22 protein-coding genes and 1 pseudogene are annotated in these 22331 nt (G+C 49.3%); 5 read left to right on the top strand and 18 right to left on the bottom strand.

All coding sequences use genetic code 11. The features are described 5' to 3' along the window. Window positions 1-13: 13 nt before the first annotated feature. On the bottom strand, window positions 14-817 hold the full coding sequence (locus E1919_RS05330; protein WP_162052328.1) for a phosphatase PAP2 family protein: 804 nt from the start codon (window positions 815-817) through the stop codon (window positions 14-16). Between the two features lie 184 nt (window positions 818-1001). Between E1919_RS05330 and E1919_RS05325 the strand changes: the two genes are divergently transcribed. Continuing rightward, the gene (locus tag E1919_RS05325) at window positions 1002-1205 is read left to right on the top strand and encodes a hypothetical protein (RefSeq protein ID WP_162052327.1); all 204 of its coding nucleotides are present in this window, start codon (window positions 1002-1004) and stop codon (window positions 1203-1205) included. A 26-nt stretch (window positions 1206-1231) separates the two neighbouring features. Here the strand turns inward: E1919_RS05325 and E1919_RS05320 are convergent, their stop codons facing one another. From E1919_RS05320 to E1919_RS05305, 4 genes are all read right to left on the bottom strand, one after another. After that, window positions 1232-2110 carry a phosphatase PAP2 family protein gene (locus E1919_RS05320; protein WP_162052326.1) on the bottom strand — a complete coding sequence of 293 codons (879 nt, stop codon included), beginning with the start codon at window positions 2108-2110 and terminating at the stop codon, window positions 1232-1234. A gap of 226 nt (window positions 2111-2336) precedes the next feature. After that, window positions 2337-3671 (bottom strand): outer membrane beta-barrel protein, encoded by a 1335-nt coding sequence (locus tag E1919_RS05315; RefSeq protein ID WP_162052325.1) that lies wholly within the window; start codon window positions 3669-3671, stop codon window positions 2337-2339. Further along, on the bottom strand, window positions 3658-4203 hold the full coding sequence (locus E1919_RS05310; RefSeq protein WP_237144029.1) for an RNA polymerase sigma factor: 546 nt from the start codon (window positions 4201-4203) through the stop codon (window positions 3658-3660). The genes E1919_RS05315 and E1919_RS05310 overlap by 14 nt, the downstream gene beginning before the upstream one ends. A 109-nt stretch (window positions 4204-4312) precedes the next feature. Then, on the bottom strand, window positions 4313-4780 hold the full coding sequence (locus E1919_RS05305; protein WP_162052324.1) for a PepSY-like domain-containing protein: 468 nt from the start codon (window positions 4778-4780) through the stop codon (window positions 4313-4315). A gap of 698 nt (window positions 4781-5478) precedes the next feature. Between E1919_RS05305 and E1919_RS28095 the strand changes: the two are divergent. Further along, a pseudogene (locus E1919_RS28095) lies at window positions 5479-6410 on the top strand (porin). A gap of 115 nt (window positions 6411-6525) precedes the next feature. Here E1919_RS28095 and E1919_RS05290 read toward each other — a convergent pair. From E1919_RS05290 to E1919_RS27895, 11 genes are all read right to left on the bottom strand, one after another. Continuing rightward, window positions 6526-7179 (bottom strand): potassium channel family protein, encoded by a 654-nt coding sequence (locus E1919_RS05290; RefSeq protein ID WP_162052322.1) that lies wholly within the window; start codon window positions 7177-7179, stop codon window positions 6526-6528. Between the two features lie 120 nt (window positions 7180-7299). Then, window positions 7300-8547 carry a TrkH family potassium uptake protein gene (locus E1919_RS05285; protein ID WP_237144027.1) on the bottom strand — a complete coding sequence of 416 codons (1248 nt, stop codon included), beginning with the start codon at window positions 8545-8547 and terminating at the stop codon, window positions 7300-7302. A 264-nt stretch (window positions 8548-8811) separates the two neighbouring features. Then, complete coding sequence (locus E1919_RS27495; protein WP_237144042.1) at window positions 8812-9045, bottom strand: T9SS type A sorting domain-containing protein; 234 nt, start codon at window positions 9043-9045, stop codon at window positions 8812-8814. Beyond that, window positions 9005-9370, bottom strand: coding sequence for a PQQ-dependent sugar dehydrogenase family protein (locus E1919_RS05280; RefSeq protein ID WP_162052320.1), 366 nt, complete (start codon window positions 9368-9370; stop codon window positions 9005-9007). The genes E1919_RS27495 and E1919_RS05280 overlap by 41 nt, the downstream gene beginning before the upstream one ends. A gap of 9 nt (window positions 9371-9379) precedes the next feature. Further along, on the bottom strand, window positions 9380-9550 hold the full coding sequence (locus E1919_RS05275) for a hypothetical protein (RefSeq protein ID WP_162052319.1): 171 nt from the start codon (window positions 9548-9550) through the stop codon (window positions 9380-9382). Between the two features lie 441 nt (window positions 9551-9991). Continuing rightward, a complete protein-coding gene (locus E1919_RS05270; protein WP_237144026.1) occupies window positions 9992-11077 on the bottom strand; it encodes a glycoside hydrolase family 5 protein in 1086 nt (361 codons plus the stop codon). A gap of 310 nt (window positions 11078-11387) precedes the next feature. Beyond that, window positions 11388-12782 (bottom strand): vanadium-dependent haloperoxidase, encoded by a 1395-nt coding sequence (locus tag E1919_RS05265; protein WP_162052318.1) that lies wholly within the window; start codon window positions 12780-12782, stop codon window positions 11388-11390. Between the two features lie 221 nt (window positions 12783-13003). Beyond that, window positions 13004-14749 carry a glycoside hydrolase family 15 protein gene (locus E1919_RS05260; protein WP_162052317.1) on the bottom strand — a complete coding sequence of 582 codons (1746 nt, stop codon included), beginning with the start codon at window positions 14747-14749 and terminating at the stop codon, window positions 13004-13006. Between the two features lie 343 nt (window positions 14750-15092). Next, window positions 15093-15356, bottom strand: a complete 264-nt coding sequence (locus E1919_RS05255) for a hypothetical protein (RefSeq protein WP_162052316.1) — start codon at window positions 15354-15356, stop codon at window positions 15093-15095. A gap of 49 nt (window positions 15357-15405) precedes the next feature. Next, a complete protein-coding gene (locus tag E1919_RS05250; RefSeq protein WP_162052315.1) occupies window positions 15406-16155 on the bottom strand; it encodes an endonuclease in 750 nt (249 codons plus the stop codon). A gap of 58 nt (window positions 16156-16213) precedes the next feature. After that, window positions 16214-16339 (bottom strand): hypothetical protein, encoded by a 126-nt coding sequence (locus E1919_RS27895; protein ID WP_262888697.1) that lies wholly within the window; start codon window positions 16337-16339, stop codon window positions 16214-16216. Between the two features lie 281 nt (window positions 16340-16620). On the opposite strand from E1919_RS27895, the gene E1919_RS05245 reads away from it, so the two are divergent. Further along, window positions 16621-17319 (top strand): protein-L-isoaspartate(D-aspartate) O-methyltransferase, encoded by a 699-nt coding sequence (locus E1919_RS05245; protein WP_162052314.1) that lies wholly within the window; start codon window positions 16621-16623, stop codon window positions 17317-17319. 23 nt (window positions 17320-17342) lie between these two features. Here the strand turns inward: E1919_RS05245 and E1919_RS05240 are convergent, their stop codons facing one another. Next, window positions 17343-18257, bottom strand: a complete 915-nt coding sequence (locus tag E1919_RS05240; RefSeq protein ID WP_162052313.1) for a pirin family protein — start codon at window positions 18255-18257, stop codon at window positions 17343-17345. Between the two features lie 297 nt (window positions 18258-18554). On the opposite strand from E1919_RS05240, the gene E1919_RS05235 reads away from it, so the two are divergent. Both E1919_RS05235 and E1919_RS05230 read left to right on the top strand, forming a co-directional pair. Next, on the top strand, window positions 18555-19598 hold the full coding sequence (locus tag E1919_RS05235) for an LLM class flavin-dependent oxidoreductase (RefSeq protein ID WP_162052312.1): 1044 nt from the start codon (window positions 18555-18557) through the stop codon (window positions 19596-19598). Window positions 19599-19666: 68 nt separating this feature from the next. Next, complete coding sequence (locus E1919_RS05230; RefSeq protein ID WP_162052311.1) at window positions 19667-20683, top strand: glycoside hydrolase family 43 protein; 1017 nt, start codon at window positions 19667-19669, stop codon at window positions 20681-20683. A gap of 76 nt (window positions 20684-20759) precedes the next feature. On the opposite strand, the gene E1919_RS05225 is transcribed toward E1919_RS05230, so the two are convergent. Continuing rightward, window positions 20760-22115: a sensor histidine kinase gene (locus E1919_RS05225; protein ID WP_162052310.1), complete on the bottom strand. Its 1356-nt coding sequence runs from the start codon at window positions 22113-22115 to the stop codon at window positions 20760-20762. Window positions 22116-22331: the final 216 nt, after the last annotated feature.

The following is a 22331-nucleotide window of genomic DNA, read 5'->3' as shown; positions in this document are numbered from 1 at the left end:
GAGGATAAATGCTTTAGAACGTGTAGGTTAGGCTAGCTCCGTTATAGTCGCGCCCAGACACCGGAAGCAGGCTTATGTCTCTGTTGTTGTTTTTTTTGTGAAGCTGCGGGACCAGAATTCCCGCGGCAGCCCCAAGCGTGTAGCTTAAGATTTTATCGCTGAGAAAGTGCTTCCCAGCTCTTAGCCTCAGGTAACCCACAGTGGCTGGCACCGCTGCTGCGGCAGCCCACACATAGGGCCTTGCCGGAGAGTCAGGGTTGAAATCATGAAACACCTTCGCTGCGAAGAAAGCAGCGCTGGCTGAGGCAGCCGTGTGGCCAGAATATAACGAGCTTTGGGCGTTGCCCCTCATTTTCTCTGAGTCTGATACATCCGGGCTATATGTAAGGGGGCGGTTGCGTGGGAAATAGCCATTAGTCACGGTGAATAAAGCCCCTGTTATGGCCATCGTCTCCACGTATAGCACAAACACTTGTCCGGCATTGCTCTTCACATTATCATTTAGCAGAAGTGCCAGAGGCGCCACAAAAGACCCATAAAAGGGGTAGTCGCTGTGATTGTCTGCTGCCTCTGAATCCCAGCCTGCCGAGAAGCGGTCGAATCTGTTTACATCTTCTTTTGTTTGCGTTCTGATTTCCTCCTGCGTCAGGCCTTCTTTGTCCTTCAACAGGGTAAGGCCATAGGCATTGAGGCCAACACCGGCGGCAATAATGGAGCCATCTACTACTAGGCTTGTTTGGTAGGGAGAGTCGTCCTGGCTGATAACTTCCCCTGACAGGCAGGTGAAGAGGGTAATGGCTGCTACTATTCGTTTCATACAGTTAGGTAAGGTGCTGGTGCTTGGCTACTACAATAGGCAATTTCAATAAGCCTGATTGTGCTTTGAAAACATAAATCACAATCAGATAAAAATCAGTACTATAGCAGCGAAACGTTTCACGTCTGGATTCTGGATGCAGGTAGCTAGGCATGTAATTCTTCTGTTTCTGGGATGCATGGTTATGTCGTCCCTCCATTTCCTTTGCTGCCAAGTGCCTGCCAAAGGGCCGCACTTTGGCGATGAACCCTGGCCTGAAGTGGACAACTACACCATTATGAATGAGGCTAACTGCGGCTATGGAGTAATTTTGGGGCTTTTATCGTGGTTGGTAGAAGGCTCTTCTGCGATGTCCCCTCATGATGATGCTACAGCCGCAGACGGTTAAAGCAACCCGGTGGACTCGCGTACGCTTCAGAAGACCCAACTGGCATTTACACCAGCCGTTTCAGGCCCCATCCGTGGCACAATAGTAAAGTACTGCTTCCTGTTTTTAAGCTTTTGGTTAACGACCTCATATACATAGATTACAACCTTGGAGCTTAGGTAGCCTACCACCGCGCCGGCGATCACGTCCGTTGCCCAGTGCTGGTTGTCATGGATACGGGAAAGCCCCACGAGCGTGGCCATGCCATAGGCCAGGGGAGGCACGAGCCTGTGCTTGGAATAAACGGTGGCGACCGAGGTGGCGACAGCGAAAGCCGTGGAGGTGTGCGAGGAGGGCAAAGAGGTATGCGGCGAATTGCTAAAGGGGGTGTCAAACATCTCATTGTCGGTCGTTGTGCTGGGCCTGTACCTTCCAATGGAGCGCTTGAGGATGTCCGTTAGGGTGCCGTTGACGATAATACTCCCTATAGAGACAATGCCTGCCTTCCGCAGCATGGGGTCCTTCAGCGCTATCCCCCCCACTAAAGCCGCGCCTGCTACCGGCACCCAGTGCTTCTGTCGCCCCAACGGTTCCAGGATGTCCGTGAAACCATCACTGGCCCCATTTCTGATATTCTGCGACAGCTGCTGCAGGGGCTCATCGGCGAAGACAAAAGTGGCTGCCCAGAGTGCGGAGGCTCCTGTGATGGAGAGCACGCTTTCTGATGCCCTGGGCTTTTCCTTATCCCCGTGTTGCCCGGGGCCCTGGCTGACCTCTGTTTGCAAACTTTGGTAGAGGGACAGGGTATCCGCCGCTGTCGGAGGAGTTTGCCCAAAAGAGCTGAAGCTCTGCGCCAGCAGGAGAACAGCTACCCCTTTCCCAATGCTGCCAGTCAAGAACCTTTGTATGTGACTTTTACTCTGCATGATCATAAACGGTTAAAATGGGTGTTATATCAGCTGGCCCAGGTAAAACAAGAAAAGCCGGCTTCCCCATGACTCATTCTGCCTGTGCCGTGCCTTAAAACCGAAAAAAATAAGATTGGAATAAAGCTTACACACATTCCTTGGGCACTGTCTCAAAATAGGTTTTAGCGGGAAGGCGGAAATTCACTGTCGTGTGCTGTCTTTGGTAGAATGCACAAGGAAAAGTCTACCTCATTTTAAACCAATATGCTGCCCGTACCCCAAATAAGTCAGCCTTCATTCTTTCTTTTCCAATATTTCTGGCTCCTTTCTGGTAAAAAAGGGAGACTTCCAGCGCTTTATTATTATCAAGCTGCTGGTTGATACCTGCCGAGAAATTGACAGTAGCAGGGTAAAAGGCCCACTTTGTTATCTCATGGTCGGCGATAACACTCAGCTCCTGGTTTGCATTACTTCCTGGAACAAGGTAACTATACTCAAATTCCTGGTTGATGAGCACTAATCCGGAGGCACCCACCCCCAAGATAACATCAAACCTAGAAGAAGCCGGGTAATGGTACTTCAGATAGAGTGGAATTTCGAATGTTTTAGAATCAACCTCTAGCTCCTGCAAAGCACCTATTCCTTCATCTGCGTGAGGGAGGGTTACGTGACTTAGCTGTTGTGTGCCTTGCACTGTTACTCCTCTTTCCGAATACTTCACTCCTGTCTCCATGCTCCACCGCGGCGATAGAAAAAAGTCTGCTAAAAGCCCTACAGCAATAAAATTTGTTTTTTCACCTATCCGGTTATTTAGCCTCACTAGCTCGCCCGTGGGGCCTGCTTTTATTCCTATCCCTTTTTGATAATGCCTTTCCTGTTCCCTGGTCAGTTTACCTTGTAGGGTTGTTTTCTTTTCTGTTACTGGTTTTGTTTCGTCTTTATTATCTTTAAAAAGTAAGTTGACCTTGTGCGGGTCCTGTTCAGGGTCAGGGGACACAGGGGCGACTTGCGGAAGCGTGCTTCTGTTACCTTGTGTCGGACTAAAAAGAATGTTCCCGTTTTCCTCTCTGGCATAATAGCCATCCTGAACGGATGTTTTCAGGATTTCTACAGGAAGCTCCTGCAGGCTCCTTAGGTTTAAATAATCACTGGCAGGCAGAATGGAACCACGGCTGTTAGAAAACCGTAGTTTGCCTGCTGTTGTGGTAAAACCAGGCTTAAGAAAGTTCCTGTCTGTTTGACTGATATGTATTGTATCTGGCTTTTGCCTTCTTAGCCTTTCCAGTTCATCTTTAAGTTGGCTTAATGTGGAGATTTGTTCTTTCAGTGAAGCGTTTTCCTTTTCCAGGAGGGTATTGCTTTTTGTGTTCAGATGCCATTGGGAACCTATGATGACCAGAGAAATGATCACAGTCATCAGTGAGGCTATTGTTTCCAGCTTATACTTTTGGTACCAGGATGAAGGTAGCTTCCTAGCCATTTCTTGGTGCAGAGCAGCTAAAGCATTCGGATCAAAACCAGGCGCAGAATACTCGCCTAATTTCTTGCGTATTTCATCGTCAAACTTACTCTCTTCCATTTCCCTCTATTGGGTTTGAGTGATTATAGGATTCAAGCACTACCTTCTGTAGTTTACAACGAGCTATGGAAAGGTTCGACTTGGAGGTACCTACACTAATATTCAATTTGTTTGAAATCTCAGCATGACTATAGCCCTCTATGACAAATAAGTTAAACACCATTCGGTAGGAAGGAGGGAGTTGTTGAATTGCCGCAATCAACTCTTTTTCGGAAATTACATCCAAAGCATTTACAGTATCTTGCTCGCTATATGCGTAAGAAATATCCATGCTGTTATAATGTTTTTCGTTTCTTCGGTAATGGTCAATGGCCGAGTTGATCATAATTCTTCTAAACCAGCCCTTGAAAGAAAGTCCTTTAGTATACTTGTCCAGGCTGGAGAAAATTTTGATGAATCCGTCATTCAAAATTTCCACCGCCTCTTCATATGTTCTGGAATATCTTAAACAAATGCCCAGTCCATAGCCATAAAACTCCTTATAAAGCTTGTCCTGGCTCCTGCTGTCTCCCTTTTGACAGGACACTAACACCTTATGTAGCTCTTTATCAGTAATGGCTGTAGCTTAAAAATACAGGTTGCAAAACTTCCTTTAAATTAAATACCCTGGCATTTTTGCCAGGGTATAAAAGGTTTAAAAGTTAATCCTCATCCTCCACTTCCTGCCGGATGAAAATCCCTTCTTCATCAAAGAAAAGTTCGTATTCCTTGCCATTCTGGCTGAGTTCGGCAACAAAACCATTTCCCTCCTCAAGGCTTTCAAACGTTGCTGCTTCCTCCAGATTACCGCCAGGGAAGTTGGCTTCGATATAATCCTTAGCCTCTACAGGTAGGTCATCCACCGGTATATCTCTTTCCGTTCTCACCCAATTAAAATTGGCATCATATAAAACAGACACTTCCACAGAATTTGCCTCAAACTCCCCTTCCCATATGTCACCTTCTTTTTCCCATTCCACATCCTGGGCATTAGGATAGCGTTCGGCAAAATCATTGTTGATTTCTGACGGAACTTTTGGCGAATTCGGTAAAATGTCCTCTAATTGCTCGCAGGAAACTAACAAAAAGAAGCCTGCGGCTAAAAGAAAAAAGCTTTTCAAATTTTTCACACCAACAAATGTTTAGGGATTGATACTCACGTTAAAACCGTTAAAACCGTTAAAACCGTTAAAAGATAGACGAAGAAAATCTGTCAGAAGTTGGTCGGTCATTGAGCGGTGTGTGTAAAATTAATTATTTGACTTTCAGTTGGGGAGCCTGTAACCCGCTGCAGCTGCAGACAATTCCCGCACCCCCCTGAAAGTACCAGAACCCCTACCCCCTCCAGGAGGCCGGAAAGCAGGTTTCTCCCATAACACATCCTATGATAAAAAGGTAATCAGTTGCTATTGTATAAGAAGATGTTTATTGCCCCTCACCCACTTGAAGATACTTTTCCACAGCCATAAAATTTTTGTGGATATGGTTCGATAATTCACTCCTTCGGGCTACACGAAAGGCCTTCAACTAACGCTGGAGGCCTTTTACTTTTATAGAAGGTTTTTAAATGGTCACTTCATCGTAGTTAGACTAGGTGCATTGACCAAGGGGAATGAGAGACTGGAGGCCAGGTAAGTCAGCAGTACTATAGCGTAAAAAAGAAAGCGTTTTCCCTGATTATTTACTGCATTCTCACCCTCCCTTCCCTGGCCCAACCAGATAGTCTCTCAGGCGGGGAGTTGCCCGCCGTTATTACGGTCAGTGGTTTTGTGGATGTGTATTACTCCTATGACTCTAACCGCCCCCCGACCACGTAAGGCCGGGTTTCCTGTACAACCACAACCGCCACCATGAATTCAACCTGAACCTCGGCCTGGTCCGGGTGGCGGTGGACGGCGGGAGTTACCGGGCCAACCTGGGCCTGATGGCGGGGACCTATGCGCAGAATAACCTGGCCGGGGAGCAGGAATTGCTGCGGCATGTGTTTGAAGCCAACGCCGGGGTTGCTTTAGACGTGCAAGGTCCCCTTTGGCTGGACGCGGGCATATTCCCCTCCCACATCGGATTTGAAAGTGCCGTCTCCGCCGACAACCCCACCCTTACCCGTTCCATTTTAGCCGAAAACTTCCCTTACTACCTGGCAGGCGCCAAGCTTTCGTGTGGCCCTAGCGAAAAGTGGGAGCTGACGGCTCTGGTGCTCAACGGTTGGCAAAGGATCCAACGGGTACCCGGCAGTTCCCTGCCCAGCCTGGGCAGCCTGGGCACCCAAGTCACCTATTCCCCCAGCCCTGCCACCACCCTCAACTGGAGCACCTTCATCGGGGCAGATGATCCGGACCCGACCAGGCGAATGCGGTATTTCAACAATCTCTAAGGGCAGTTCCAGCTCTCCCCGAAGGTTTCCCTGATCAGCGGGTTTGATGTCGGGGTGCAGCAGCAAGCGAAATGGAGTCCGGATCTCGACCTTTGGCTGAGTCCGGTGGCGATTGGGCGGTTGGCCCTCTCCGGGCGGTGGGCAGTGGCCTGCAGGGGAGAGTACTACCAGGACAAAAGGGGGTGATCATCTCGACTGAATATCCTTACAGGTTCAAGACCACCGGCGTCTCGGCCAACGTGGATTACACCCTCCGGGAAGGCGTGATGGTACGGTTGGAGGCCAGGCGCTTTACCAGCCCGGATCCCATCTTCGGTCGGCGGGCCAGACCGGTAGGGGACAATTTTTTCATCGTCGGTTCCATCGCCGTGAAGGTGGGGCCATGAACAGACATGACATGGCCGGGAGGGAGGGCCGTCGGGGGGCCGGCAGGTCAAAGGCAGAAATAGGGAACCCGGCAGGGGGCTGAGCCGGAAAGGCTAAGTTAACTCGGGGGATTACCTACTGGAGCCGCAATTTAGAGATTTCATCCGTTTTGCAAATTAGGATCATCGCGGAATCGGGAGGAATAATGGTTTGGCCATTCGGCACCACCTTCAGTTCATCTGAGATCAAGGGCCGGATCCCGATGATGTTGATCCCGTATTTATTCCGCAAGTCCAGTTCGATTAGGCTCTTCCCCACAAAATTCGCGGGAGTTATCACCTCTATGATGCTATAGTCGTGGGCAATTGGGATGTTGAAGATCATGTTCGTCATGTCCAGCTTCTCCGCCAGACGTTTGGCGATATCCTTTTCCGGGAAAATCACCTCGTCCACGCCCAGGGCTTTTAGGATTTCCCCGTGATCCTCGCTTTTTGCTTTCGCCACCAGGTGCTTCACTCCAATGTTGCGGAGGTGGAGCGTCGTCAGAACGCTCATCTCGATGTCGTTGCCGGTGGCGATGATGACAGAGTCCACGTCTTTGTCAATGACCTGCGTCAACAACTTCAGGTCTTTGGCATCGGCCACAATGGCCTCCGTCACCTGGTCCTTTATATATTCGATATTGCGCTTCTGGTAGTCGATCGCCAGTACCTGGTTTCCGAGCCGATACAAGGATTTAGCCAAGTTAGAGCCAAATCTTCCCATGCCAATGACAACAAACTGCTTCATTATTTAATGAGTTAATAGGTGGATGAATGTATGAGTGAATAAGAGTTAATCAAAAAGCGGCTTTTCCCGGACTATTATTCCCCTTTCCAAAACCCATCATTTCTAATATCTAATTTCTAATTATACAATCAGCACATCCCCTTCCGGATATTGGAAGTCGGCTTTGTTTTGGTTGCGCAGCAGCGTGTACCCGACGATGAGCGGGCCTACCCGGCCGATCAGCATGGAGGCCGTCAGCACCACCTTCCCGGCCCAGGACAGATCGCCAGTGATTCCTGCGGACATTCCCCCGTTGCCCAAGGCGGAAACGGATTCAAACAAAATAAACAAGGCCGGCTGGTTTTCAGTGATACTCAGGGCAAAAATGGCGAAGAAATTCCAGACAATGGCCAAGAGCATGATGGAGAAGGCCCGCGCCACCCGCCGGGGATGAATCGAGCGCTTGAACAGGTGGACGTGCTTTTTATCGTTCAGGAAAGTGTAGAGCGCAATGATCATAATGGCAAACACGGTCATTTTGATACCGCCTCCCGTACCGCTGGGAGCCGCCCCAATAAACATCAGCACAATGATCGCGTGCAGGGAGGGATCGCTGTAGCCAGCTATGTCCATGCTGTTATAACCAACTGTAGTGGCAGCGGCGGCGGCTTGAAAAAAAGCTGTGAGCAGGGTCTCTTTCCCGGGCCCTTGCTTGATATTCTCGACCAGGAAGAGGACAACCGTCCCGATGGCAATCATCGAAAACGAGATAACAAGCACCACCTTGCTGTGAACGGAAAGCCGGTACCGGTCTTTTATCCGGAAAAAATACTTGAGGCGCAAAGACACGTCGTGCAGCACATAAAAGCCACAGCAGCCCAGGTAGGAGGTAATGATGATGATGAGGACGAAAGGGACATTGTCGTTATACCGAATCAGACTGTCCGGGAAAAGTGAAAAACCAGCCGTACAGAAAGAGGATATGGAATGGAAAACCCCCAGCCATAGGGCTTCCGGGAAAGGGAAATCCTGCAGGAAAATGAGGGTCAGCAGCACCGCCGCCACCCCTTCTATGATAAGGGTGTACTTAAAAACCTTGATAATAAAAAGATCCAAGTTCAGCTGGGCCGTGCTGATGGACTCTTTGATGATGATCTTGTTCACCATGGACAGCTTCTTGCCCAGAAACACCACCGCCAGCGCAAAAAAGAGCATGTACCCGATGTTGCCGATCTGAATCAGAAGGGCGACGACGGCCTGGCCGAACCCGGAAAAATAGCTCCCGGTGTCCACCACAATCAGGCCGGTGCCGGAAATGGAGGAAGTCGCCGTGAATATGGCGTCGACAAAAGAGAGCCCCACTCCTTCGGCACTCGAAATGGGCAGCATAAACAAACCGCTGCCGAGCATGATAAACACGATGTACCCGGTGAGGAGAACCTGCGCCGAAGAAAATTTCTCTGCAAAAAAAGAGGAAAGTCTTTTTAAATAAGCCATGCCGCAACGAAAGGCCCAGAGGGCAAGGCTGTTTTTCAGCCTATAGGGAGCAAATATACTAAAGGAAACTACTTTAGTACGTTTTGCCGCTCATTTCTTTTCTCCCCAACTCCTTGGGCGTTACTGGATCAGGCCCCTTTTCCATAGCCGTTTTTCTCACGACTCCAGGAAAATGACATACAACCCTTTCGGCCACCCCGAAATATCCAAAGTGGCTTCTTTCGAACCCGGCGACAGCAGGATAAGGGGGAAGAGCATAGGCTGGCTCAGGCTATTATACACCTTCAAGGAGGCCGGGCCTCGGGCGGACGGCTCTCCCCACCGAACCGTCAGCCTGCTCTGGGCGGGATTAGGAAAAACCTCCCAGCTTAGCTGCTCTGCCTCCGCCACTCTCGTCAAGATGTCGTACAGACGGTATATTTTGCGGCCCTCCCCGTGGCAAAGCACCGATTTTCTGGTTTTGGTCTTCCCCGAAGCCAGAAACCAGAAAACCGGCGTTGAGTAACAAGGCATTTTCGGCTACGGGACCGTCCTGGCGCAGCCTCAGGGCCCAAATATTGCCCGAGACGTAGTCGGCGTAAATGTATTTGCCCTGCAGGGCCGGAAGACTACTCCCCCGGTACACGTACCCTCCCGTGATGAACCGGCCGATTCCGGCCGAATGGGCATATTCATAAACCGGCAGCACCAACCCGGCCGTATTACAACTTGGCACCTTTCTTCCCTACCTCCTGATATCCCTGCGCTGTTGCTCCCGCTCCGGAGCCTGATGATGCTGCTGCGTCTTCTCCACCTGCTGGATATCCTGCCGGCGCTGGCTCTCCTGCTGGGCCCGTTTGTAGCTTGTCTGCCGGTCGAACGCCTCCCCAAAGGCATTAAAACACTGTGCCCGCATTGCCATGCCCGCTGCCCTTCCGGTTTAACATAAAATAAGCTTATTGGGCCGGCTCCTGTTCATGGGAGCCGACCTTGTCGATATTTACACTTGTTACACCTTAATCCCATAAAACCCTCCTTTTCCCGGGACACAAGCAACAAACAGCAACAAATAGCAAACATGCCTCGTCCTGAAAAAAGTTGACCGTAGAGGCATTTGTACATCTGTTGCCAAATTATTGGAGGATGGTCAGGTAGTGGTTCTGGATGCTACCGGAGATGGCGGAAATTGAGGCAAAGCCCGCATTCTCTATTTCCTTGTACCACCTTGCCATCTTGGTTAAGCCGAAGTCTTTCTTGTTGGCGATATGGCTTAACTGATAGGTTTAACCGGCACAACGGCAAACTAAATAGAAGGTACTTCCTACTTCTCCAACTGCCTTAAGCTAAACCAAAATTCTTAGTAAGCCTGAAGCAGCGTTAACATCTTTCTATCCAATTTGTGCCCCTTGTAATCTTCATAGGCAACATCAGCCCGGCCGCTATTCAGCACACCAAAATCGCCGCGTAAATTCCACAGCGACCAACCCCAACCGTTCTCTTTCCAGATTTCCAGGTTATCTTTCATCCAGGCAAGAGTTACGTCGTGGGGCGTATGTTTATATGCTCCCCATTCGCCCACATGCACCCCTACATTTTCGTTCGCTAACTTCTTCCATGGGCCGAATACTTCGCGTTGCAGGCGAGCTTTATCCCACACATCGGTTTCGGATTGTTTATAGGGCCAGGTAGGTAAAGGCCAGGTATCGGAGCCAGATGCCCAGGACGCTTTATAGTGCGTAAGTTGGAAAGGTCCGTAACCGCGGGTGCTTTGACCCACCTGCAGGTCTTTGATGCCAAAAACAGGCTTGGTGCCGTACTGCATGCCATCGGCTATAATCAGGCGTTTCGGATCTTCGGACCGGATGGCTTCAACCAGCCGCGTTACCACACGCACATAATCCGGTTCCTCTACTTTGGAGGGCTCGTTTATTAAATCGAAACTTAGCTTTTTATTGGATATGCCTTTGTAGCGTTTGGCAAACGTTTGCCAGTGGAAAGCAGCAGCTTCCAGGGCTTTTTCATCTTTCCAGAGGTTAAGCGGCTCTTCCGGCGGATTTACACAGTAGCCTGGAATGCGGTGGAGGTTCAGGTTTACGTGTATTTTGTGCTTCCGGCCAAAGGCAACAGCCTGGTCAATTTCTTTCAGCACCTTCTCATCCAACTGCAACCAGTTATCGGGCTTCGACCAGCAATGGTAGGACATAGGTAAGCGGGCAAAATCAAACCCCCATTCGGCCATCATCTGGAAGTCTGATTCCTGATAAGGCTGGTTACGGGCTCCGTTAAATTTTTCAAGCAGGTTAAAGCCCCGCCAGCGCGGCAAGTGGTTAGGGTTGGGTTTATCGCGGGCAGATAATGAAAATGGCACTCCGACTAACCCCATAGCAGTAGCACTTATTCCTAATTTAATAAAGTGGCGGCGGTTTAGGTTTTCGAACATCATAGGCAATTAGACTTTATACAAATTTTCGGTTAACTATATTACCTAAAATAAACAAGTTATTGTATCCTTTGGCAAAGCTTCTAATCATATTTCTAATAAGTAAGTTATAATGCCAGGCCCAGTGAAAGACTGCGAAGCATCATTTAAAACCTTCTTCCAGCCTCGCCTAAGGCTGGAAAATGCTTTGTACCTCTATTTCTGTAGTTGCTATTAGGAAAGCCTGCTGTATCACCATGCTATGGCTGGCTGAAAAAAAAATTCAGTAACACATTGTGAATCCTTTTGTTTGTAGCTTATAAGCTGTTTCAGGCTACTTGCCTGCAATCTGCTTTGTGACGTCTTCTTTCGGCCTGTTCTCAACCGGCTTTCCAGTAAGTTTGGTTAGCACCCACTCCCCCACTCTCTCCCCCTGCTTTGTTCCTTCCAGTGCGCCGTCCAGGTAATGAATCCCGCCGTACACACGGCTCATGGAGGTCTCTATGTAAGCATCTTCAATGGATTTGAAGGAACGGACCCCATGGCCGAACTCATACTCTGTCGAGTCGGTGAAGGCCACGTTTTCGCCCAGCAGGTGCGTGAGCACAGTTCCGGCAGCGGCAGATATAGCGCTGTGGCCGCTCACGTACTCGGGGAAGGGCGGCGTCTCCAGGTATGGCTCCCACCCCTCGCCCCGGAGCCGGTTGATGACAGTGACGGGACGTACGCGGTTGGAGCGGTACTTTTCTTCCCAGCAGGCGATGAAGGCCTCGTTCATGGCGATAGAGGAGAAAGTATAGGCCTCAAGCGACTGCATCATGTCCAGCTTCTGGTCGCGGGCGATGGTGCTGACGATGGCCTGCCAGTGCCCCGGCGGTGTCATCTTCTTGCTCAGGTAAGAAAGGTGCCCCTTGATGTTGGAAACGGTGGCGTTATCGTCCCAGAAGTAGGCAATCGCCTTCTGCTCCGGGGTAGCGTTCTTGCCGTAGTCATAGACCTGGTCCACCATCTTGCGGAAATCGCTGCCGGGCGTAATATCATAGGGGGCCGGAGGCGCAGGGGTGAACTGGGTGCAGGAATCGAGGGTGAAGGCACGGATGGCGCTCCACCTCGGCTCGCAGGCCTCGGCATAAGTCGGCGGTGTGGGCTCCCAGTCTCCCTCCGAGTAGGTGAGCACGTGCCGATAGCCGCGCGTGTACTTGTAGTTGTCCTTCTCGGCATAGTCCAGCACATGTTTGGCCACAAGCTCGCCGTAGGCCACCGAACGATCATACACGTCCTCGGGTATGTCCATCGCCTCATACTTGCGGTCAAGCTCTACCTCGTACGCATCCCACATGTCAACAGAGAAGGTAAGGGCCTTGCTTACTGCGATAAAGGCCTTGACGCTTGCCAGCGGATAGCAGTATTCAACGCCCTTTTCAGGAGCGGGCACCGGTGCGAACTCTTTAATTTTGCCGGCCAGGGAGGCATGTCCCGCCTCTGCCGGACGCAGGGCCTCATAGGCGGCGAGGTTGGCGTAGGCGTAGATGCGGCTGGCCACTGGCGGCTTGAAAATATCGCGGATGATGACGGTGGTGAGCTGCTTTGAAGTCTGGTGCAGCAGGTTCGGGTTAGCCGCCCTGCTGTTGTACTCCTCGGGTGGTGTATTGGTGCAGCCTGTGGCGGTGAAGAGTCCAGCAAAGAAGACCAGCAAGACAGCACCTTTTGCTTTGGAAAAAATGAGCATAGTGAAACGTGTGTGGTAAGCGGCAACAAATATCTGACACTGTGGTTACCCAACTAACCTTTCTGTTACCTCAAAAGATTCCCTCCGGCAGTGCCCAGTGCTTATGAGCTTACAAGATAAGTCTCTCTTCTTTCAGTTTCAACTGCTAAAACACCCACTGAACTGTTTTCTAATTAGTAAGGCCTCCTTTGGTTCTAAGCTTGGCACCAATCAGCAGCTACCTATTCCTCCTCTTCCTCTCCATAGCGGGCGTGCTTGTAGTCAATTACGGTACCGATTAAGGAGGCGTGCACAAATGTCTGGGGCAGGTTTCCCAGCCACTCCTCTGTTACCGGGTCTCCTTCTTCGGGCATGATGCCCACATCGTTCATAAAACGAAGCGCTGCCCCTAATATGGCTTCAACTTTATTCCATTCACGGCGCATCACCCAGTATTGGGCTACCCAGAGTGTGCCCGCCAGAAAAGCGCCTTCTTTGCTGGAGTCAAATTCTACCAGGTGGCGGCGGTAGAGATGGTCCTGACAGTATTCCCGTTCCAGCACTTCTACCGTTTTTAGCATGGCCCCTGAGTCAGCATCGTTAAAGCCCCAGATAGGAAAAAGTATAGCGCTTACATCCACCTCCTCGCTTCCGGCATAAACAGCGTAAGCCCCTTCTGAAGTAATGCAGTTGTCTTCTACATATGCTTTTATCTCTTCGGAAGTATCCTGCCAGCTTTTTTTTTCTTCTTCATCCGTTGAATGATCCGCTATGTACTTCAGGCTGATGGAGGCTATTACTTTGCTGGAGGTGTAATGCTGTGTCGGCGTTTCTTCCCAGATGCCGTGGCCCGGCTCCTGCCAGTGTGCTACCAGGAAGTTTGCCAGGCGCTGAATCGTTTCCCAGTGCTCACGGGTATCATAGCGGTTGTAAATTACTTTGGCGGCAATAAGAACATTGCTGTTTGCATCCAGCTGCAATTGATCGCTGGCCCCATTTCCGTACTCCACCGGTTTGCTGTTTTTGTAGCCCTGTAAATCAAGTGCCTGCTGCGTTCCTGCTGGTTGCGTGTCTAAGGTCAGCATCGGCACAACAGGCGCAGGAATGCGGTGCATGGCCGAACACATAAAGCTCAGGAACTTGCGCTCTTCCTCTCCATCACTGCCTGCCCGAGCCAGGGCGCTGATAATCATAGCGGCATCCCGCAGCCACACATAACGGTAATCATAATTACGCTCACCACCAATTACTTCCGGCAGGGATGTGGTAGCAGCCGCGATAATGCCTCCGTTTTCGGCATATGTCAGCATGCGCAGCAGGCGCAACGATTTGCGTACCTCCTCTTCATAAGGCCCTTTATAGGTGATATGACTGGCGATCTCGCGCCAGTTTTTCAGACTCAGTTCCCTGACCTCCTCCAGCATTTCTTTTGGATTATCCACGGCCTTCTCAGCCAGTATAAACCAGGCCTCCTCCCCTGCAGGCACCTGGCAGTAAATAGAATCCTGCTCCATCACCAGCGGATGAGAGGCGTAAAAGTGAAAGTCAAACTCCAAGGTAGCATGTTTTTCTTCCTTCTGCTCCAACACCGGAGATTGCCGGGCGTAGTTCGGGCGCGGGCTTAGAAGCATGCGGTACGGTACAGGGGACGGGGAGAGTTTGCGGCAGATACCATAGAAGCGGGCATACAACGGCATCCAGTCTTCAAGCAGAAGCTTTCCCTTCTCTCCTGAGAAATGGGTTTGCAGTATGCCACTGTCTTCCAGGTAAGCACGTTCCTTGAATTCTAATTCTTCCATCTCCAAGGTCCAGGCCCCTCCTTTTTGTGGATCCAGCAAAGAGGCAAACAACGAGGGATTATCAAAGCGTTTGGGGCAGTACCAGACAATGCTACCCCGCTTGTCCAGCAAGGCGCAGGTACGTCTGTCCCCGATTAGGGCCAGATCGTGTAGTGGGGTAAATTGTTCTGTCATTACATCGCACGTCATGGTCTATGAGTTAAGCGTAGCAGACTTTCTTCAGCTGACCTTAACTCACTCATTTAAAATTTAAAAAAGAAGAAAAGCATTATAATCTATAACACCTATACTCTTTTAGTGATGTATAAGCTACGATTGCAGGAAAGGTTTTAATTACAAAATGGTAATGTCAGCTTGCGGCTGCCACTCTAAACCGACAAGCTTTTCCAACAGCACGTCGTTCCTGATTTAGACAAGGTGCCTTAACACCTGTTTCCATCGCCAGCTTTTGATTGGCGTCCCAGCTATTGTCGGCTTTGCCCACCCAGATGAGAATCGGTGTAAGTTTATATGCATTTATAAACTCCAGTTGCTACGTTTTTTCAGGACAGTTATGATACTGGCACTGGTTCTCATACCAGTGCGGGTTGCGGTGGTGATACAGCAGGTAGTCTAAGTTATGTGTTAGGCAGCTTATGTCTTCAAAGAAATGCTGCAGTTTCAGGTTACCCATCAGGTGGCGCCAAATACCAAATCCATGATAATTTAAGTAGATGGTCGTGCTCATCGTATCTGCGTGGTAAATTCCGGACTTATTCCGGCCAAACTGCTCTTGCCTGTTATTTAAGCCCGCCACACATGTTCTGGAAAGGACAATGCAGAACCGCATGGCAGCTGTACCTACCTTACATTATACTGTCATGAACATACAACTTCTGGCACTTATCACAGAAATAACACGACCTGCCTGTCTTGCCGATTTTCTCCTTCCGCAAGGGGATGCGGTCCCGGGGGCACTCCTTCTGCCTGTACACCTGCCAGTGCTGCCCTTCTGCTCTTTCCCGTTTCCAGTCCAGATACTCAAAACTGAAGTCAACACAGGCTGCTATCAACTTTCGGAGTTCTGGTTCAGGAATATTACTAACTATGCTTTCCGGGTGTACCTGCCTGCGAAACAGCACTTCATTTTTAATGCCGTTGCCCACACCAGCCAAGATAGCCTGGTCGAGTAGGGCATCACAGATGAGCCTGTTTGGTTTGCTGTACAGCTTCTCAAGGGCTTTATCCGGGTCAAAAGAAGCGTGCATCACATCAGTGCTCCAGTCATTCAGTTTATTTAAGGAGCATCGAACCAGGCGGCAGTCGCAGGCGTAGAAGTTGATTTCTCCTGTGTCAAACGCAAGCCCCAGGCGAAGCTCCCGGTTTAACTCCCCGTTAATAGCATATTTCCCAAACAGCATCAGGTGAATGCGGATGGTAACGCTGGGAAAGCAGAAGAACAGCGCTTTCCCATAAGTTTTGATAGCTGTTAATGGCTGTCCCGCTATCTCATTAAAAGGCATATCCTTGGCATTTCCGTTCGCTTCTAAAACAAGCTGCCCTGTAAACTGCTCCGCCTGTTCTTTCAGAAAAACTATTTGTGGCCCTTCCGGCATTGTAAATAAGGTATGTTAAGTTTATACTGTTGATGAACAGAACCTATGTCATGACACACTATTCTTCCCTGCTCCAGCCACCGCCAGGCGCACGGCAGAGAATGACCAGGGCATCTAGTTGGCTGTACTGCGTATTCCCCAGTTCCAGTTGTGCCGCCAGCTTCTCGGATATTACCCGTAGCACCTACAGATTGTTGGCATAACCGTTCACAAGGAGTTTGTTTGCATAGTTCTCAGCGGCGGTCAGCGTCTCCACCTGCTTCTCCCGTGGTTCATACTATTCACTTTCTGCCTGTTAGGTTACCATTGCTTCCGGTACATCGCAGCCCGCTGTCCGTAAGGAGCTCTCAAAATTGAGTGAACTTTCTCTACAGATAAAGGTATAAATAATAATACCTTGTACGCTGTCAGCGGATACTCCTGTTCTCTCTTGGTGCCCTCATACACTATAATTATCCTGATTATATGTTACTGCCAGTTTCCTCCCTGCTGTTCTTCATGCTGATTACCCTTCCTGTCCAGGATGATGTTTTAAAGGAGAGAAGGGAAAAGATGGTGCAGCGAAACATTGAGGGAAGGGGCATCAAAGACGAAGCAGTGCTGGATGCCATGCGCAATGTAGAGCGGCACAAATTTGTTCCTCCGGGACAGGTCCCCCAGGCTTATGCGGATAACCCCTTGCCTATTGGCTATAAGCAAACCATTTCACAGCCCTATATCGTCGCCTACATGACGGAGGTAATCAGGCCAAACCCACAGATGAAAGTGCTGGAGATAGGCACCGGCTCCGGTTACCAGGCGGCAGTACTTGCAGAAATTGTGCAGGAGGTATACACCATCGAAATTGTTCCTGAACACGGCAAAGCGGCGGCAAAAAGGTTAAAGAAACTGGGCTACGACAACGTGCAGGTAAAAATAGGAGACGGCTACCGTGGCTGGGAAGAGCATGCGCCTTACGATGCCATTATCGTAACCGCTGGTGCCGAAGCTGTTCCTCCTCCCCTGCTAAAGCAACTGAAGGAGGGCGGCAGAATGGTCATTCCCGTAGGTCCACAGTTCAGGACGCAAACGCTGACGCTGATAGAAAAGAAGAACGGTAAAACAGTAACTAAGAACCTGATGCCCGTGGTGTTTGTTCCCTTTACCGGGAACGGGAAGAATTAGAGTACCGGTTTCCCCTGGTTACCTTATGATAGTGCCTGTGGCGAAGGGCTACCGGCAGGCCTGGAGCGGTCTTCCGGAAGCGGAACAAATTCCTGGTTGTCTGTAGGAGGTAGCAAAATCCTCCCTTCTTTCCAATCTGCCTTTGCCTGCTCTATCCGGTCTTTTCTGGAAGAGACGAAGTTCCACCAGATAAACCGCTCTCCCAGCGGTTCACCGCCTAAATACATAAGCGTTGATTTCTCTTTTGCCAATATCACCGGGTCTGCCCCCTTGTTAAAGACTAGCATCTGGCCCGCAGCATACGTTAAACCTGAAACTTCAATACTTCCTTTCGCAACATAAATGCCCCTCTCCGTATGCCCAGCAGGTAACCCGAAACGCGTTCCCTGATCCAGGATAACGTGCAGGTAGAATAAGGGAGAGTGCGTGTTTACATGACTTTTCAAACCAAACGCTTCCCCCGCTATTAACCGCATCCATATCCCGCTATCTGTAAAAATGGGTAGCTCTTCCGATTTATAATTATCGAAAGCAGGCGCAGCCTCTTCATCTCTTTCAGGCAGGGCAACCCAGGTCTGTATCATTTCCAGTTTTCCTCCTGCCAAGGCAGCAGGGTCTTCGAACCGTTCTGAATGGGCAATGCCACTACCGGCCGTCATCCAGTTCACTTCTCCGGGGCGTATCACCTGCTGCACCCCTGTGCTGTCGCGGTGCGTGACCTGCCCTCCGAATAAATAACTCACGGTAGACAATCCGATGTGCGGGTGCGGCAGCACATCCATCGAAGTGGTTAATGAAGGCTGTATAGCTACAGGGCCTGCATGATCCATGAAAATGAAAGGGCCTACCATTCTTCGCTTACGGAAAGGAAGAATCCGGCGCACATCCATTCCAGGACCGATGGATGCATTACGGGCTTCTATGACAATATCCAGCATGACAACATTTTATGATTCCTTTTCTGAAACGTAAACTTTCGTGCTTTGGCAAAATAAATTTTGCTACCCATTCCAAAAAAGAGGCATCTCATCTTTCTTCTCCAACATACACCCTTTTAAGACTATATACAGAAAGAAAACAGACCTTTGTACGGCAGGTTTATTGTAGCTGAAGTGAAGGAAAAGAGCGGGATGTTCTGAAAAGGATATATAAATTGAAAGACATTTAATTTGCACTTTCGTTACAACTTGTAATAACTGTTCGTTTTTATTCAAGAAAATGTATCCGCACTGCTTATGGAAATAGGTATCACAACTTTTGTAGAAAACACTCCTGACCCTTCTACCGGAAAACTACTAAGCCCCCATGAAAGGATGATGAACCTGATAGAAGAAATAGAACTGTCTGACCAGGTGGGCTTAGATGTATTCTCCATTGGCGAGCACCACCGGCCTGATTTTATTGTGTCTTCGCCTGCAGTAGTATTGGCAGCTGCGGCAGTTAAAACAAAGCAAATTAAGCTTTCAAGTGGCGTAACAGTGCTAAGTTCTGATGACCCAGTTCGTGTTTTCCAGGACTTTGCGCACGTCGACCTACTTTCTAAAGGCAGGGCTGAGATTATGGCAGGCAGAGGTTCATTTGTTGAGTCTTTCCCGCTCTTTGGAAATGATCTGAAAGACTACAACTCCCTGTTTGCCGAAAAACTGGAACTGCTTGTTCAGTTAAACAAAAGCGAAAAAATAACATGGGAGGGGAAACACAGGCCTTCCATAGATAACCAAGGTATTTACCCAAGGCCATACCAGGAGGAGTTGCCTCTCTGGGTGGCAGTAGGCGGCACACCCGAATCAGTAGTGCGGGCAGCGACTTACGGCTTACCCATGGCTCTGGCCATTATTGGTGGAATGCCGGAACGTTTTATTCCTTTTACAGACCTATACAAAGAAACCTACAAGAAGTCCGGACACGATCCGGCAAAGCTCCAACTGGCAATCAATTCACACGGTTACATTGCGGATGACTCTCAGAAAGCTGCTGATGAATTTTACGGGCCTTACGCCTATGTAATGAGCAAGATTGGACGTGAACGGGGATGGTCTCCTATGAGCAGGGAGCAATATGACATGATGCGCACGCCAGAAGGCTCTTTGCTGGTGGGAAGTCCGCAACAGGTAATAGACAAGATTTTATGGGAGTATGAGCTGTTTGGCAACACCCGCTTCCTGTTGCATATCAGCGTCGGCACTTTGCCACATGCTAAGGTCATGCACGCTATTGAGTTACTGGGAAACGTAGTAGCACCAGCCGTTAAAAAGGCGCTGGAGAAGCCGCAAGAATAATGTAAAGCGGAAGCAAAAGAACAAAGAGCGGAAAACGCATTATCATATCATAAGCCCTTCAGCAGATCATGTCATCACAGAATCGAACATTGAAACCTATAGCAGTAAGCATCAGCCACTTTCTATTGGCGTTGTGGCTATTTTCCTGCAGCCTTCGCGCGCAGGCACAGGATGCAGTTGAGGAATGCAGCATCAACTTAGCCGACCCGACTGTGTTTTATCATGAAGGGACTTACTACCTGGATGGTACAGTGGAGGGCAATGCCAATGAGGGATTTGAGGTATATACTTCAAAAGATATGAAGTCCTGGAAAGGACCTAAAGGAGTTCGGGATGGCTTTGCACTGAAGAAGGAAGAATCATTTGGAGAAATAGGATTTTGGGCACCCCAGGTGTTCTATCACCGAGGTAAATTCTTAATGGCTTACACAGCCAACGAGAACATCGCTGTCGCAGAAAGCAGCAGCCCGCTCGGGCCTTTTACACAGCAGGTAAAGGAACCCTTGGCTGCTCCTGTAAAGCAGATAGATCCATATATATTTGTGGATGATGATGGAAAAAAGTACCTGTACCATGTGCGCCTGAAAGACGGCAACAGGATATTTGTAGCTGAAATGACTGGTAACTTCTCCGCGATCAAAGAAGAGACCTTGCGCGAATGTATAGCAGCAGAAGAACCCTGGGAGAACACGGCAAATGCAGATTGGCCGGTAGCTGAGGGCCCAACGGTACTCAAACATAAGGGATTATACTACATGATTTACTCCGCAAATGATTTCCGTAATCCTGACTATGCAGTAGGATATGCTATCAGCAGAAGTCCTTTAGGGCCATGGGTAAAACAAAAGTCCAGCCCTGTTATCAGCTCAAAAACTATTGGTGAAAACGGTACAGGGCACGGCGATTTTGTAAAAGACAAGAAAGGTAAGTTAGTATATGTATTTCACACGCACCAATCAGATACCACTTTTGCCCCAAGAAAAACAGCTATCGTTAATGCGAACTTCACTAAAAGCCCCAATGGTGGTGAGGCTAAGCTCATTGTTGATCCAACCAGTTTCTACTACCCGAAAGTAAAGAATTAAGTCTCGGGGCATTTACCTTAAAGCACAAGAACATACTACGAACCTAGCATCATGAACTCACTTCAAAACCTATGTACTATTCAGCAGGTTGTAAATCAGCGCTGGGCTCAGCATCACTGGCAACAGCATGCTGCGATGTTATTTCATTGCTTACCAAAGCAGCTGCATTACTTTTGTTGAAATAGACACGGAAGGTTGAGCCCCCGTTTACCTCGCTCTGCACTTCAATTTTGCCCTGGTAGTTTTCGATTATCCGCTTAATGACATAGAGCCCTACCCCGTTCCCTTCCACATGGTCGTGCAGCCGCTTGAAGAGGTTGAATATTTTTTTCTCGTGTTTTTCTAAATCTATACCTATTCCGTTATCCTCTACCGCAAGCACCACATACTGCGCTGTTTCTTCTGTGCTTATTTTAACAACAGCATCCCGCTCAGGAGATCTGTACTTGATGGCATTGGTCAGCAGGTTTTGAAGGATGCTCTGCAAATGCTGGGGAATGAACCAGACAGCCGGCTGGCGGCTAAAGTTGGTCATAATCTGCACCCCAGACTGCTGTACCATATTCTGGATACTGCCCAACACATCTTCCAGCATTTTTTCGAATTGAATCTCCTCCATTATTTCATTATCAGGCCGGCGCTGTATTTTGCTTACATCAGACAAGTCCTGAATGGTATGATTAATCTTTTGCACAGAAGTCTCCAGCCGCTCCAGCACAGGCTCCACTGCTCCATCCGGAGCTTCCATTTCCTCACGCAAGGCATTAATGAGTCCCTCGATGTTTGATACAGGTGACTTCAAGTCATGGGAAGCCAGGTACACAAAGCTATCCAAATCAGCGTTTATCCGGACCAGGTCCTGGTTCTTTTCAAGAAGTGCTTTCTGCGCCTTCCTCCGTTGCTCTATTTCAGCCTCCAGATCACGGTTAGCCTTGAATAGCTGCGCTGTCCGCTCCTGTACCCGGTTTTCAAGCTCAATTTTTGCCAGGTTAAGCTCTGCCTGTGCCTTTTCGCGTTCATTTATCTCTTCTTTAAGTTGCCGGTTTGCCGTCTCCAGTTGTACGGTACTAGGTATGGCGAGCATAGTAGGAATAGACCTGTACAGAACAGCAGCAGTGGCTATAGAAACAAGGCCAGTTACCATTTTCACCACTCCGGCCAATCTGTAAGTCGGCACCCAGGCGGTCCAGATATCAAGCACGTGGGTGGTACCGCACAGGAGTATAAAAGCCGCAAACAAGAAAAATACATTCTTATGCGCCAAATCCTGTCGGTTCCGGGCAAAATAAAGCAGCATCAGGGGAATAGAATAGTAGGCCGCCGCAGTCAGGGCATCCCCTCCTACTGTCAGCCACAGGATTTCGGGTTTCCAGAAATAGCAATGCCCGTGGGGCATGAAGTCTGATTGAAATAATTTTTGAACAAACTCCATACTGCTGGCCTTAGGGTAAAATAGGGATCAAATTTAATCAAAGTTCCAAGCATTATGCTAAGTACAGCCGGATATATGATGCACAGGAACATTCCTCTAGCAATAGCAATAACGCGTATGGGCAGTGTGCCATGTAAGGGGTTAATATGGGTGGTGCAACGGTGCTACGCTAGGAAAGCGATGAAATGTGCAGCACATCATTCCTTCTCCGGCTGG

This window comes from Pontibacter pamirensis (assembly GCF_010015475.1).
GTDB classification, from domain to species: Bacteria; Bacteroidota; Bacteroidia; order Cytophagales; family Hymenobacteraceae; genus Pontibacter; species Pontibacter pamirensis.
Note: the sequence above shows the minus strand (reverse complement) of the source record. Positions and strands in the feature narration are given on the sequence as shown.